This window comes from Massilia sp. Masssp94 (assembly GCF_059491305.1).
This window is the reverse complement of sequence record NZ_CP168501.1, coordinates 4,403,523-4,416,501: the sequence shown is the minus strand read 5'-3', so window position 1 is coordinate 4,416,501 and position 12,979 is coordinate 4,403,523. Positions and strand designations below refer to the sequence as shown.

The following is a 12,979-nucleotide window of genomic DNA, read 5'->3' as shown; positions in this document are numbered from 1 at the left end:
ATCACATCGTAAGGATTCCCTAAGACATTTTTATGTTCACTTTACCATTCACAATGACACACCTATCGTCAGCGTAACCACATATCCGTTCACCGGATCCCCGCTCACGGACGCCATCTGCAGCGACGTGCCGTCGCTGAACACGTTGTCCGTCGCATAGCTCATCGAGGCCAGGTTGCGCGAGCTGGTGCTGTATGCCGTCGTCGCATAGGCTTCGTTCAGGGTCGCCATCGGGAACGTGAACTGCGAAGTCTTGACGCGATTGGCGGCGCTCGTCGCCTTCGCGAGACTCGGGTAGACCTCGAAGTGGATGTGCGGCATGCGGCCCGAGTAGCAGCCCGGGAAGATCGTCGTGAACGTCACGGTGCCCGTGCTGTCCGCCTCCTGCACGCCGCGCAGGTAGTTCTCGCTCGTCAGGCCGCTCGCGTACATCGAGTAATTGCCGTCGCGGTCGCAGTGCCACAGGTAGACCGCAGCGCCGGCCGCGCTGGCGCAGCTCGCGCCCACGTTCACGATCTGCAGTTTCAGGGTCGTCGGGATGCCGGCCGCCGTCTTGCTGCCGGGAGAAACGCTCGTGCGGATGTCGCTGCGCACGATGCCGGACAGCGCCAGCGCGTTCGCGATGCCGTTGCCGTTGCCGTTGGTGCCGTCGCCCGGGTACGGGCCGCCCGTCTCCTCCGGAATGACGGAACAGGTGCCGGTGGTGGTGGTGGTGCTGCCCGTCGACGTCGTCGATGACGCCACGATATCGCCGGACGAACCGCCGCCGCCACTGCAACTCGCGAGCGGCATGGCAGCGGCGGACGCGAACAGCCAGCGCAGCGACTGGCGCCGGCTGGTCTGGGTGGCGAGCATGCGCTCGAGGTCTTCGGCAAGGCTGTGGTGTGAATGATCCATGTGTCCCCCTGGGTTACGGAAGGCGCATTGTCGGATGGGGAAACGTTAAGCGCGGTCAACCACCGTAAAGCTGTGTAAAGACGCTGCATTTCGCGCCGCCCAGCCGCATTTCGCGCCGCGATCGCAACATGTCGTCGCATGGGCGCACGGGCACGCGGGGGCGCTGGCACAGTGGCGTCAACTTAACGCACTTGATGGAGCCAACCATGCTGATCCAGATCCTGACCCACACCCCGCTGTACGTCTGGGCGATCCTCGCCTTCCTCGTCTACCGCGGCATGGCCGCCATGCGCGACCGCGACGTGGAAGTCCGCAAGCTCGTCATGATCCCGGCCGTGATGCTGCTGCTGTCGCTGCAGGACATCGGCACGAAATTCGGTCTCGGTGGATGGGCGCTGGCCGCGTGGGCGGCGGCTGCCGCCGGCATGGCGCTGGCGGCGGGGCTGGCGGGTTCGGAGCGCATCGCGGCGAGCACGGTGCCGGGCCATGTGCGCGTGCGCGGCAGCCGCCTGCCGCTCGTCATGATGATGGCCGTGTTCTTCACGAAGTACGTGGCGTCGGTGACGCTGGCCGTCGCGCCGCAGCTGCGTCAGGACACCCTGTTCGCCTGCATCGTGTGCGGCCTGTTCGGCGTCTTCAACGGCTGGTTCATCGGCCGGCTGGTGGGCGACATGGCGTCGGTGCGCATGCTGCCCGCCGGCGCGGCAGCCGCCTGAGAATCAGTACCCGACGCCGCGCGCCATCATCGCCGCGAAGATCGGGATCAGGGCGAACACGTGGATCTCCAGCAGCATCGTCCGGCGCAGCGCAGTGACTTCGTCCAGCGCCGGCACGAACGCCGCATCCGCCTTCGCCCGTTTTTGCCAGGCGAGGATGCGCAACGTGGGCTTGATCGAGATGAGGCCCACGGCGGCGAAGGCCGCGATCTTGGCCCAGAACATCGGGTTGTGCATGTAGAACGCGGCGCCCTTCGCGCCATACGCCACGCGCAGGAAGCCGACGATCAGGATCGCCAGCGCCATCACGCCATACGCCGCGTCGAAGCGCCCCAGCAGGCGCACGGTCTGCGGCGACATCGCGGCGGGCCGCATCAGCGCCAGTTCGGCGGCCAGGGCGGACGCGATGCCGAATACGATCAGGTGGTGGACGATGGCGAGTACGAGGTCGGTCATGGCAAAGTCGTTGGCATTGATGAGATGTCAACTGTAGCAAACTTCGGGGTCAGAGCCCGATTTTGGGCAATTTCCAAAAATCGGGCTCTGACCCCGGTGTTGACTAGCGCAGCATCGACTCCCACACTTTCTGCAGGCGCTTGGAAGACACCGGCATCGGCGTACGCAGCTCCTGCGCGAACAGCGACACGCGCAGTTCTTCCAGCATCCAGCGGAACTCGATCATGCGCGGGTCGAGGTTCTTCAGCGGCTGGTTCTTCACCGTGCGCTGGAACTGCGTCGCCGCCGTCTGCCACTCCGCCATCAGCTGCGCGTCGCGCGCCGGATTGCCGCGCAGTTTTTCCAGGCGCACGTTCATCGCCTTCAGGTAGCGCGGGAAGTGCGCCAGCTGGCTGTACTCCGTCTCCGCGATGAAGCGCTTGTGCACGAGGCCCTGCAACTGCGCCTGCATGTCGCTCGCAACGGCCGGCGGCAGGCCTTGCAGGCGCTTCGGCAGGCCGTGGAACTCCGCGAGGATCTGGCCGGCGAGGCGCGCCGTCTCGTTGATCAGCAGGCCGATGCGGCCCTTGCCCTCGTCCTTGCGCTTGTTGAACGAGGCCGCGTCGATCGGCAGCGGATCCTGCAAACAGGCGATCTCGATGGCCTTGTTGACGATCTGCTCGCGCAGCTCTTCCGGCGTACCTACCGACATGAACTGCATGCCCATCTGCTGCAGGCCCGGCACGTTCTTTTCCGCGAATTTCAGCTGGTCCTTGAACTGCAGCGCGAACAGGCGGCGCAGGCCGATGCGGTGCGTGCGCGCCGCCACGTTCGGGTCGTCGAAGACTTCCAGGTCGCAGTACGTGCCCTTGTCCACGAGCGCGGGGAAGCCGATCAGCGTGATCTTCCCCTGCGTGATCTCCAGCAGTTCCGGCAGCTCGCCGAACGTCCAGCCGGTGATGTTCGTGTGGGCGGTCGGCGCAGCGGGTGCGGCCGGTGCGGGCTTGCCTTTCGCCGCTGCCGGCGCGGCTGGCGCGGCCAGCGGCTTGGCGCTTGACGGCCCGGCAGCCGGCGTCGTCTCCGCCATGCGCTGGAAACTCTGGCGCGCCTGGCCGCCCAACTCGGCCTGCAACGTCGCCAGGTTGCGGCCCATGTCCAGCTGGCGGCCGTGTTCGTCGACCACCTTGAAGTTCATGAAGAGGTGGGCCGGCAAGGTCTCCAGCTTGAAGTCCGTCGTCATCACGCGCACGCCCGTCTGCGCGTGGATGTCGGCAATGAGCGCGTCGATCAGGTCGCCGCGGCCGAAGCGCACGGGGTCCTCGTTGCGCTCGAAGAAGCGCGCGGCGTACTCCGGCAGCGGCACGCAGTGGCGGCGCAGCTTCTGCGGCAGGGACTTCAATAGCAGCTGCACTTTTTCCTTCAGCATGCCCGGCACGAGCCAGTCCGCGCGCTCACGCGGGATCTGGTTCAGCGCGAACAGCGGCACGGTCAGGGTCACGCCGTCGCGCGGGCTGCCCGGTTCGAAGTGGTACGACAGGCCCATCTCGATGCCGGTGACGTTCATCGTCTTCGGGAACAGCTCCGTCGTGACGCCCGCCGCTTCGTGGCGCATCAGTTCTTCGCGGTTCAGGTACAGGAGCTTGGGGTTGTCGCGCGACGCGTCCTTGTACCACTTCTCGAAACCCGCACCGTTCACCACGTCCGACGGGATCTCGCTATCGTAGAACGCATGGATCAGCTGGTCGTCCACGAGCACGTCCAGGCGGCGCGACTTGTGTTCGAGGTTCTCGATTTCCTTGATCAGCTTGTGGTTGTGCGCGAAGAAGGGCGAACGCGTCTCGTAATCGCCGCCGACCAGTGCGTCGCGGATGAAGATCTCGCGCGCGTCAAGCGGGTTGTGCTGCGCGTAGTTGATGCGGCGCTGGCTATAGACGACGATGCCGTACAGCGTCGCGCGCTCGCTCGCCGTGACCTGCGCCGTGCGCTTTTCCCAGCGCGGCTCACCCCACGATTTTTTCAGCAGGTGGCCGCCGATCTTCTCGACCCACTCCGGCTGGATCTGGGCGATGCAGCGCGCGTACAGGCGCGTCGTCTCGACCAGTTCCGCCGCCATGATCCATTTGCCGGCCTTCTTGCCGAGTGTGGAACCGGGCCAGATGTGGAACTTGATGCCGCGCGCGCCAAGATAGGCGCCGCCGGTTTGTCCACCCTCGTCTTCCATCTTGTAGCCGATATTGCCGAGCAAACCGGTCAGCAGCGCCATGTGCAGCTGCTCGTACGTGGCCGGGGTGTCGTTCAGGCGCCAGCCCTGCTCCTTCACGATCGTGAGCAGTTGCGAGTGCACGTCGCGCCACTCGCGCAGGCGCACCTGCGACAGGAAGTTCTCGCGGCAGTTGTCCTGCAGCTGGCGGTTGGTCTTCTTGTGCTCGATGGCCTGCTCGAACCAGCGCCAGATCTTCAGGAAGCTCAAAAATTCGCTCTTTTCGTCGGCGAACTTCTTGTGCTTCTCATCGGCCTGCTGCTGGTATTCCATCGGCCGGTCGCGCGGGTCCTGCACGGACAGCGCGGATGCGATGATCAGCATCTCGGTCAGGCACACGTTGTCGACGGCGGCCAGGATCATGCGGCCCACGCGGGGGTCGAGCGGCAGCTTGGCCAGCTTGCGGCCCATCGCCGTGAGCTCGTTGGCGTCGTCGACGGCGCCCAGTTCCTGCAGCAGCTGGTAGCCGTCGGCGATGGCGCGGCCCTGCGGCGGTTCGACGAACGGGAAGGTCTCCACGTCCGTCAGGTGCAGGGACTTCATGCGCAGGATGACGGCCGCCAGCGACGAGCGCAGGATCTCCGGGTCCGTGAATTTCGGCCGCTGCAGGAAATCGTCTTCCTCATATAAACGGATGCAGACGCCGTCCGCGACGCGGCCGCAACGGCCCGCGCGCTGGTTGGCGGCGGCCTGCGAGATCGCCTCGACCTGCAGCTGCTCGACCTTGTTGCGATAGCTGTAGCGTTTTACGCGCGCCAGGCCGGCGTCGACGACGTAGCGGATGCCGGGCACCGTCAGCGACGTCTCGGCCACGTTCGTCGCGAGGACGATGCGGCGCGCGTTCGTCGTGCGGAACACGCGGTCCTGTTCTTCGACGGAGAGTCGCGCGAACAGCGGCAGGATTTCCACGTGCGGCGGATGGTGTTTTCGGAGCGCCTCGGCGCAGTCGCGGATCTCGCGCTCGCCCGGCAGGAACACGAGCACGTCGCCCTGGCCCAGGCGGCACAATTCGTCGACGCCGTCGACGACGGCATCCATCAGGTCGCGCTTGTCGCGCGCGGCCTGCGCTTTCGACATCGATTTACCGTCGGCGGCGGGTGCGAATTCCTGGTCGCGTTCGACCGGGCGGTAACGCACCTCGACCTTGTACAAACGGCCCGACACTTCGATGACGGGTGCCGGCTTTTCCGGCGTGCCGAAGTGGCGCGCGAAGCGGTCGGCGTCGATCGTCGCGGACGTGATGATCACCTTCAGGTCCGGCCGGCGCGGCAGGATCTCCTTCAGGTAGCCGAGCAGGAAGTCGATGTTCAGGCTGCGTTCGTGCGCCTCGTCGATGATGATCGTGTCGTAGGCCTTGAGCAGCGGGTCGGTCTGGGTTTCGGCCAGCAGGATACCGTCCGTCATCAGCTTGACCCAGGCGCCGGGCGACAGCGTGTCGTTGAAGCGGACCTTGTAGCCCACGTGCTCGCCCAACGGCGAACCGAGTTCGAACGCGATGCGCTTCGCGGTCGACGACGCGGCGATGCGGCGCGGCTGCGTGTGGCCGATCATGCCCTTTTCGCCGCGACCCAGCTCCAGGCAGATCTTCGGCAGCTGCGTCGTCTTGCCCGAGCCGGTTTCGCCGGACACGATCACCACCTGGTTCTCCATCAGCGCCTTCGCGATTTCGGCGCGGCGGCCCGAGACAGGGAGGTCTTCCGGGAAGGTGATCGGGGGGAGCGGATTGCGCACCGCGTCCTTGCGCGCCGGGCGCTCCTCGCGTGAACGTTGGGTGCCTTCGCGCGGCTTGGCCGGACGGCCCTGCGCAGGAGCGTCCGCACGCAAGGTGGAGCCTGGCGACGGACGCACCTGCGCCTGCGCGAGCGCGAGCGCGTTCGCGAGCGCGCCCTCGCGCGCAGGCGGGCGCGGACCGCGACGGGCGTCGCCGCGCGGCGGTTGCGAGGAACGGTCGGGGGATGCGGCGCGCGCCGGCTTGGGCGCAGGCTTGTTACTCTGTTCAGACATTGATTTTTACGAGGATTTGGTGCGCAAGTCGCGCAGCGAATTATAATGCGGCAAATGGAAAACCCTACCCAATTCGTCCAGTGGCTGCGCTCCGTCGCGCCGTATATTCACGCATTCGGCGGCAAGACCTTCGTCGTCGCTTTCCCCGGTGAACTGGTGTCGGCTGGCGCCCTGCCCGTGCTGGCGCAGGACCTGTCACTGCTGGTCGGACTCGGCATCCGCGTCGTGCTGGTGCACGGGTCGCGGCCGCAGGTCGCCGAACAGCTCGCGCTGCGTAACGTCGCGGGCCGCTTCCACAACGGCGTGCGCGTCACCGACAGCGCGGCGATGGAATGCGCCAAGGAAGCCGCCGGCGAACTGCGCCTGGACATCGAGGGCGCGTTCAGCCAGGGCTTGCCCAACACGCCGATGTCGAATGCGCACATCAGCATCGTTTCCGGCAACTTCGTCACCGCGCGCCCGCTCGGCGTGATCGACGGCGTCGACCACGAGCTGACGGGCGTGACGCGCAAGGTCGCCGCCGCCAAGATCCAGCCCATCCTGGAGACCGAGGACAACATCGTCCTGCTGTCGCCGCTGGGCTTCTCGCCAACCGGCGAGGTGTTCAACCTGACGATGGAAGACGTGGCGGTATCCGCCGCCATCGCCCTGCATGCCGAAAAGCTCATCTTCATCACGGAGACGCCGCTGATGAAGGACGCCGGCGGCGGCGACATCCGCGAACTGTCGTCGCACCAGGCCGAAGCCGTGCTGCAGGCGGGCTTCCTGCCGAACGACGCGTCGTTCTACCTGCAGCACGCGATCAAGGCGTGCAACAGCGGCGTCGACCGCGCCCACATCGTCCCGTTCTCGACGGACGGCTCCGCGCTGCTGGAACTGTTCACCCACGACGGCGTGGGCACGATGATCACGCACGACAACCTGGAGAGCCTGCGCCAGGCCACAATTGAGGACGTCGGCGGAATTATCAAGCTCATCGAGCCGCTCGAAGCGGACGGCACGCTGGTCAAGCGTCCGCGCGAGCTGATCGAACGCGAAATCGAACAATTCTCCGTGATCGAGCACGACGGCGTCATCTTCGGCTGCGCCGCGCTCTACCCGTTCCCGGAATCGAAGATGGCGGAAATGGCCTGCCTGACGGTGAGCCAGGACGCGCAGACCCAGGGCGACGGCGAGCGCATTCTAAAACACATGGAAAACCGCGCCCGCGCGGCCGGCATGTCCAAGCTGTTCGTGCTGACCACGCGCACGTCGCACTGGTTCAAGAAGCGCGGGTTCGTGCCGGCGACCGTCGACGACCTGCCCAAGGATCGGGCGCATATGTACAACTGGCAACGCAGGTCGCAAATCCTGATCAAGCAGCTGTAAAACCGTCGTCCCCGCGAAAGCGGGGACCCATGCTGAAGATCCAAAGTCGAGCTCTTGGACACTTCGCATCGCCTCCGAATTACCGAATCTTGAGCCTCAGCGTGGATTCCCGCTTTCGCGGGAATGACGAAGTCAACGTCTGTAGCTTTTCCAACCTGGCCTTATAATCACGTTTTCCGATACCGAACCAGGAGCAAGAACATGGCCCGCACCGTCCACTGCATCAAACTGAACAAGGAAGCCGAAGGCCTGGCCTTCCCGCCGTACCCGGGCGAACTGGGCAAGCGCATTTATGAAAGCGTGTCGAAGGAAGCCTGGGATGGCTGGCTGAAGCACCAGACGATGCTCATCAACGAAAACCGCCTGAACATGGCCGACGCGCGCGCCCGCAAATACCTGGCCACGCAAATGGAACGCCATTTCTTCGGCGAAGGTGCCGACGAGGCTGCCGGCTACGTACCGCCGACGGCCTGATTCTGTAGGGTGGGCGGCCCTCCGCCCACCCTACATCTGTTTGCACTGGCGCAGCTCACACCGCGCCATGAACACTTTCCCGCGCATTTGCCCGTCCTCGCAGCGCATGCGATAGACCTCGACAGGCCCCGGCTCCGTGATGAGCCCGGCACCCTGCCCGCCCGCACACCCTTGCTGCTTCGCCATCTTCTCGACGGTCGCCGACGACACGCCCATGCGGAACGGAATCGTCTCGATGGCCGGCGCGGTATCGGCCGCAGCCACAGGTGCGGCTGGTGCGGCCGGCATCTGCCTGTGGAACATGGAGCAGCCGCCCAACAACGCGACGGCCGCGCAAACGAGCGCCAGGCGGTTCATGCTCAGAACGTCAGCTTCTTGACGCCTTCGCCCGTGCCCAGCAGGCAGACGTCGGCGCCGCGGCGGGCGAACAGGCCGACGGCGATCACGCCGACGATCTGGTTGATCTCCGATTCCAGCGCCACCGCATCCGTGATGGAGAGGCCGGCCACGTCCAGGATGTAGCCGCCGTTGTCGGTGACGAACGCGTCCGTGCTGCCCGGCTTGGTGCGCAGGCGCGGCTGGCCTTTCATCTCGGTCAGTTTGCGGCTGACGGCGTTCGCGGCCATCGGCACCACCTCGACCGGCAGCGGGAATTGTCCGAGCGTTTCGACCAGCTTGGAGCCGTCGGCGATGCACACGAACCTGCCCGATACGGAGGCGACGATCTTTTCGCGCGTCAATGCCGCGCCGCCGCCCTTGATCATGGCGCCGGTGGCGTTGATCTCGTCGGCGCCGTCGACGTAGACGGAGATCGATTCGACGTCGTTCAGGTCGAACACCTCGATGCCGTGGCCGCGCAGGCGCGTCGCCGTCGCTTCCGACGACGCCACCGCGCCCTTGATGCGCGACTTGATCTTGCCGAGTTCGTCGATGAAGAAGTTGGCGGTGGAGCCGGTGCCGACGCCGATGATTTCGCCGTCGACCACGTATTCGATGGCGGCGCGCGCCACTGCCTGCTTGAGTTCGTCCTGAGTCATGATGTTGGAAGGAGGTGAAGAAGAATCCGACATTTTAACGGATTCACATGTCGCGCCAAATATCATGCCAATTCAGCATATAATCTTGCAACCAAAGAAACACCGCCGACGACCCATGCTCCGGACACTGACCACCCTGCTGCTCGCCTTCGTCCTCGCGCCCACCGCGACGGCCGCCGACTTCACGCCGTCCACCCCGCCCGGCCCGTACCGCGTCGGCTTCCACGTCCGCCAGCAGTACGACCGGGCGCGCGTCTACCAGCATCCGCGCAGTCCCGTCACGGCGCAGGCGACGAGCGGCGACCGGTCGCGGCCGCTGCAGACGCTGATCTGGTATCCAGCCATCGGCACGGGCGGTGCGCTGACCTACCGCGACTACGTGACGACGGTGGCAACGGAAGAGGAATTCAGCCGCATGCCGGACCAGGTGCGCCGCGCCACCGACGCGCTCGTCGAAACGCGCACCCCGCAGGTCCAGCGCGACCTGGCCAGCCCCGTGCGCGCCCTTCGGGACGCGCCCGAGCGCCCCGGTAAATTCCCCGTCGTGATCTACGCGCCGGGCCACAGTGCCTACGCCATCGAGAACACCGACCTGTGCGAATACCTCGCGAGCCACGGCTACATCGTGATCGCGACGCCGTCGCTGGGCCCGCGCTCGCACAGGATGACCGCGAGCCTGGAGGGCGCCGAAGCGCAGGCGGACGACATCGGCTTCCTCGTCGGCTACGTCCAGACGCTGGCGCAGGCGGATACGAACCGCATCGCCGTCGTCGGCCACAGCTGGGGCAGCCTGGCAAGCGTGCTGGCCGCGGCCCGCGACGACCGCATCCGCGCGCTCGTCACGCTGGACGGCTCGCTGCGCGCCGCGTACGACTACGTAAGCGGCGGCCCGCGCGCCGCGGGCTACGTCACGCCGGAACGCCTGGGCATCCCGCTGCTGTACATGACGCGCCTGCAGGACGAAGGCGCGATCGGCTCCGAACTGCTGGGGCGCATGCGGTACGCCGACGTGTATCTCGCCACGCTGGACGCGGCGAGCCACATGGATTTCTCGTCGTGGTCGCTGCGCATGGCGCCGGACGCCGCCTTCGGCCAGCGCACGCGCGCGCAATCGGCCCAGGCCTACGGCGCGATGGCGCGCATGGTGGAACGCTTCCTCGACGCCCGCCTGCGCAACGATGCCCCGGCCCGCCGCCAACTGGACGACGCCGTCGCCGCGAACCGTCCGCCGGCCGGCTTCGTCTCGTTCGCGGTACGCCGCGCCACCGGCGCGCCGCCGACGCTGGACACGTTCCTCGAGCAACTGGGCCAGCAGGGCTTCGAGCACATCGCCGCCATCTACGACCGCCTGCACGCACAGAATCCCGACCTCGCCCTCGACCCGCTGCAAGCCCACGACTGGGGCATGAAGCTGCTGCGCGAGCGGCGCGCCGCGGATGCCATGCACGTGTTCCGGCTGGGCGTCAAACTGTATCCGGAACGCTTCGACTTCCTCTACGACGGCCTCGGCCAGGCATACGAGGCGGCCGGCGAGCGCGACGCCGCCATCGCGAATTACCGGCAGGCGCTGGCGCTGGAGCCGGGGCAGGCGCATGCGCGCGAACGGCTGGGGGCGCTGGGGGCGCAGTAATCATTCTTTGACGACGGCGGAGACTGACATGAAACGCGTGACCGGCATCGGCGGCATCTTCTTCCAGGCGCAAGACCCGGCCGCGCTCGGCGCCTGGTACCAGCGCCACCTGGGCATCGACGTCCAGCCGTGGAGCGGCGCCGCGTTCGACTGGACCGACCCCAAGGGCACCACCGCCTGGTCCGTGTTCCCTGCGGACAGCGACCAGTTCGCGCCGGGCCGGGCCCCGTTCATGATCAACTATCGCGTCGACAACCTCGCCGCCCTGCTGCAGGCCCTGCGCGACGAAGGCTGCAATGTGCTCGACAGGACGGACGACGGCGAATACGGCAAGTTCGGCTGGGTCATCGATCCCGAAGGCAACAAGGTCGAGCTGTGGGAACCGCCAGCCTGATCACCCACCGTTAAAAGACTTCATCATGCCGCTCTCGAACTACCTCGACACCTCTCCGCAGCTTGCCGAGCGCGTCTACGTGCACGCCTCGGCCCAGGTCATCGGCAGCGTCCGCCTCGGCGCGGACAGCTCGATCTGGTGCAACGCCGTGCTGCGCGGCGACGTCAACGACATCGTGATCGGCCGCTGCACCAACGTCCAGGACCTGACGATGGGCCACGTGTCCCACAAGACGCCCGCCAGGCCGGACGGCTCGCCGCTCGTCATCGGCGACTACGTCACCATCGGCCACGCCGTCATCCTGCACGGCTGCCGCATCGGGAACGAATGCCTCATCGGCATGGGCACCATCGTGATGGACGACGTGGTCGTCGAGGATCGCGTCATGGTCGGCGCCGGCAGTCTCGTCCCGCCGAACAGGACGCTGGAAAGCGGCTTCCTGTACATGGGCCGGCCCGTCGTCAAGGTGCGGGCGCTGTCCGAGGCCGAGATCGCGTACCTGCGCTATTCGGCCGAGCATTATGTGCGCATCAAGGACAATTACCTGAACGGATACACTGAGAACCGTGCGCCCGCCGCCTCTGAAGCAGAAACGTCGAAAACTGCAAAATCGAAAAAATATTGATTCAATATTTAATACGAAGCGGAATCCGGTCGCCCTATTAACAGGAGGTCATTGACTGTTCCATAAATGCTGAGTCTTCACACCAATTTCGCATCGCTGTCGGCACTGAAGGTCATGGGCCGCACCCAGGCCTGGCTGTCGACGTCGATGACGCGCCTGTCGACCGGCTACCGCGTCAATTCGGCGCAGGACGACGCCGCCGGCCTGCAGATCGCCACGCGCCTGAAGGCGCAAAGCAGCGGCATGACCGTGGCCATGCGCAACACGCAGAATTCGATCTCGCTGCTGCAAACCGCCGACGGGGCACTGAACGAAGTCAACGACATCCTCATCCGCATGAAGGACCTGGCGACCCAGGCCGGCGATACCTCGTCGTCGAGCGCCGACAGGGACGCCCTGCAGGCGGAATACGATTCACTGACGGACGAACTGTCGAACATCTTCAGCAACACTGGCTTCGGCGGCACCACGCTGCTGAACACCTCCGCGACGACGGGCGGAAAACTCGGCGATACGGCGGGCCTCTCGTTCCAGATCGGCGCGGACAGTGCGGAAACGATGCATGCCGATTTCTCGCCGCAACTGCACAACGTCGACCTCCTGCTGCAGACCGCGACGACCAGTGACATCACCTCGCTCGACGGCAGCGGGAATACAGTGGTTACCATCGTCACCCGTTTCGCGGGCGACAGCTCGACCACCAACACAACGCCGGGCCACACCCTCGCCGACATCGTGATCCCCACGACGACGAATGTCCCCGACGGTTTCGGCGGCACGATCACGGTCCATGGCACGATGACGCTGTTCGCCGATCCCGCCGCGACGATCGGCAAGCTGGGCGACGCCCTCGACGCCGTGTCGGCGCTGCGGTCCGGACTGGGCGCGGTCGCGAACCGCCTGGACCACGTCTACAACAACCTGGCGAACGTCTCGACCAATACGCAGGCCGCCACCGGCCGCATCATGGACGTCGATGTCGCGACGGAGTCGTCGGCCATGACGGCGAACCAGATGCTCATGCAGTCCAGCACGGCCATGCTGAAGCAGACCAACAGCCTGGCCTCGATGGTGATGGCGCTGCTGCAGTAGCGGCGCCCGTACCAGCCGACGCCGCAAGACGCCGGCCGCCGACGACG

12 protein-coding genes are annotated in these 12,979 nt (G+C 66.0%); 7 read left to right on the top strand and 5 right to left on the bottom strand.

Translation table 11 applies throughout. From position 1 onward, the window contains the following. Window positions 1-48: 48 nt before the first annotated feature. Window positions 49-897, bottom strand: coding sequence for a dioxygenase family protein (locus tag ACEN9G_RS19570; protein WP_413341220.1), 849 nt, complete (start codon window positions 895-897; stop codon window positions 49-51). Window positions 898-1,103: 206 nt separating this feature from the next. Between ACEN9G_RS19570 and ACEN9G_RS19565 the strand changes: the two genes are divergently transcribed. Further along, window positions 1,104-1,613: a DUF6622 family protein gene (locus ACEN9G_RS19565; protein ID WP_440966958.1), complete on the top strand. Its 510-nt coding sequence runs from the start codon at window positions 1,104-1,106 to the stop codon at window positions 1,611-1,613. Window positions 1,614-1,616: 3 nt separating this feature from the next. Here ACEN9G_RS19565 and ACEN9G_RS19560 read toward each other — a convergent pair whose 3' ends face one another. Beyond that, window positions 1,617-2,069 (bottom strand): DUF2214 family protein, encoded by a 453-nt coding sequence (locus ACEN9G_RS19560; protein ID WP_413341215.1) that lies wholly within the window; start codon window positions 2,067-2,069, stop codon window positions 1,617-1,619. 103 nt (window positions 2,070-2,172) lie between these two features. After that, on the bottom strand, window positions 2,173-6,312 hold the full coding sequence (hrpA, locus tag ACEN9G_RS19555) for an ATP-dependent RNA helicase HrpA (RefSeq protein WP_483126865.1): 4,140 nt from the start codon (window positions 6,310-6,312) through the stop codon (window positions 2,173-2,175). A gap of 54 nt (window positions 6,313-6,366) precedes the next feature. Here hrpA and argA point away from each other — a divergent pair, with 54 nt between their 5' ends. Next, a complete protein-coding gene (argA, locus tag ACEN9G_RS19550) occupies window positions 6,367-7,680 on the top strand; it encodes an amino-acid N-acetyltransferase (RefSeq protein ID WP_413339064.1) in 1,314 nt (437 codons plus the stop codon). Window positions 7,681-7,881: 201 nt separating this feature from the next. Next, window positions 7,882-8,154: an oxidative damage protection protein gene (locus ACEN9G_RS19545; RefSeq protein ID WP_029756863.1), complete on the top strand. Its 273-nt coding sequence runs from the start codon at window positions 7,882-7,884 to the stop codon at window positions 8,152-8,154. Window positions 8,155-8,184: 30 nt separating this feature from the next. On the opposite strand, the gene ACEN9G_RS19540 is transcribed toward ACEN9G_RS19545, so the two are convergent. Next, window positions 8,185-8,511, bottom strand: coding sequence for a hypothetical protein (locus ACEN9G_RS19540; protein WP_413339062.1), 327 nt, complete (start codon window positions 8,509-8,511; stop codon window positions 8,185-8,187). Between the two features lie 2 nt (window positions 8,512-8,513). Then, a complete protein-coding gene (gene rpiA, locus ACEN9G_RS19535; protein ID WP_413339060.1) occupies window positions 8,514-9,191 on the bottom strand; it encodes a ribose-5-phosphate isomerase RpiA in 678 nt (225 codons plus the stop codon). Window positions 9,192-9,306: 115 nt separating this feature from the next. Between rpiA and ACEN9G_RS19530 the strand changes: the two genes are divergently transcribed. From ACEN9G_RS19530 to ACEN9G_RS19515, 4 genes are all read left to right on the top strand, one after another. Then, entirely contained in the window at window positions 9,307-10,821 is a 1,515-nt protein-coding gene (locus ACEN9G_RS19530; RefSeq protein ID WP_413339058.1) for a poly(ethylene terephthalate) hydrolase family protein, read from the top strand. Window positions 10,822-10,849: 28 nt separating this feature from the next. Then, the gene (locus tag ACEN9G_RS19525; protein WP_413339056.1) at window positions 10,850-11,215 is read left to right on the top strand and encodes a VOC family protein; all 366 of its coding nucleotides are present in this window, start codon (window positions 10,850-10,852) and stop codon (window positions 11,213-11,215) included. Between the two features lie 25 nt (window positions 11,216-11,240). Continuing rightward, window positions 11,241-11,840 carry a gamma carbonic anhydrase family protein gene (locus ACEN9G_RS19520; RefSeq protein WP_413339054.1) on the top strand — a complete coding sequence of 200 codons (600 nt, stop codon included), beginning with the start codon at window positions 11,241-11,243 and terminating at the stop codon, window positions 11,838-11,840. A 66-nt stretch (window positions 11,841-11,906) separates the two neighbouring features. Then, complete coding sequence (locus ACEN9G_RS19515; RefSeq protein ID WP_413339053.1) at window positions 11,907-12,932, top strand: flagellin N-terminal helical domain-containing protein; 1,026 nt, start codon at window positions 11,907-11,909, stop codon at window positions 12,930-12,932. Window positions 12,933-12,979 lie beyond the last annotated feature (47 nt).

Bases quoted from the DNA above. Each gene is read 5' to 3' on its own strand.
- argA (WP_413339064.1), top strand. From the start codon at position 6,367: ATGGAAAACCCTACCCAATTCGTCCAGTGGCTGCGCTCCGTCGCGCCG.
- ACEN9G_RS19525 (WP_413339056.1), top strand. From the start codon at position 10,850: ATGAAACGCGTGACCGGCATCGGCGGCATCTTCTTCCAGGCGCAAGAC.
- ACEN9G_RS19540 (WP_413339062.1), bottom strand. From the start codon at position 8,511: ATGAACCGCCTGGCGCTCGTTTGCGCGGCCGTCGCGTTGTTGGGCGGC.
- ACEN9G_RS19560 (WP_413341215.1), bottom strand. From the start codon at position 2,069: ATGACCGACCTCGTACTCGCCATCGTCCACCACCTGATCGTATTCGGC.
- ACEN9G_RS19570 (WP_413341220.1), bottom strand. From the start codon at position 897: ATGGATCATTCACACCACAGCCTTGCCGAAGACCTCGAGCGCATGCTC.
- rpiA (WP_413339060.1), bottom strand. From the start codon at position 9,191: ATGACTCAGGACGAACTCAAGCAGGCAGTGGCGCGCGCCGCCATCGAA.
- ACEN9G_RS19515 (WP_413339053.1), top strand. From the start codon at position 11,907: ATGCTGAGTCTTCACACCAATTTCGCATCGCTGTCGGCACTGAAGGTC.
- ACEN9G_RS19545 (WP_029756863.1), top strand. From the start codon at position 7,882: ATGGCCCGCACCGTCCACTGCATCAAACTGAACAAGGAAGCCGAAGGC.
- ACEN9G_RS19530 (WP_413339058.1), top strand. From the start codon at position 9,307: ATGCTCCGGACACTGACCACCCTGCTGCTCGCCTTCGTCCTCGCGCCC.
- ACEN9G_RS19565 (WP_440966958.1), top strand. From the start codon at position 1,104: ATGCTGATCCAGATCCTGACCCACACCCCGCTGTACGTCTGGGCGATC.
- ACEN9G_RS19520 (WP_413339054.1), top strand. From the start codon at position 11,241: ATGCCGCTCTCGAACTACCTCGACACCTCTCCGCAGCTTGCCGAGCGC.
- hrpA (WP_483126865.1), bottom strand. From the start codon at position 6,312: ATGTCTGAACAGAGTAACAAGCCTGCGCCCAAGCCGGCGCGCGCCGCA.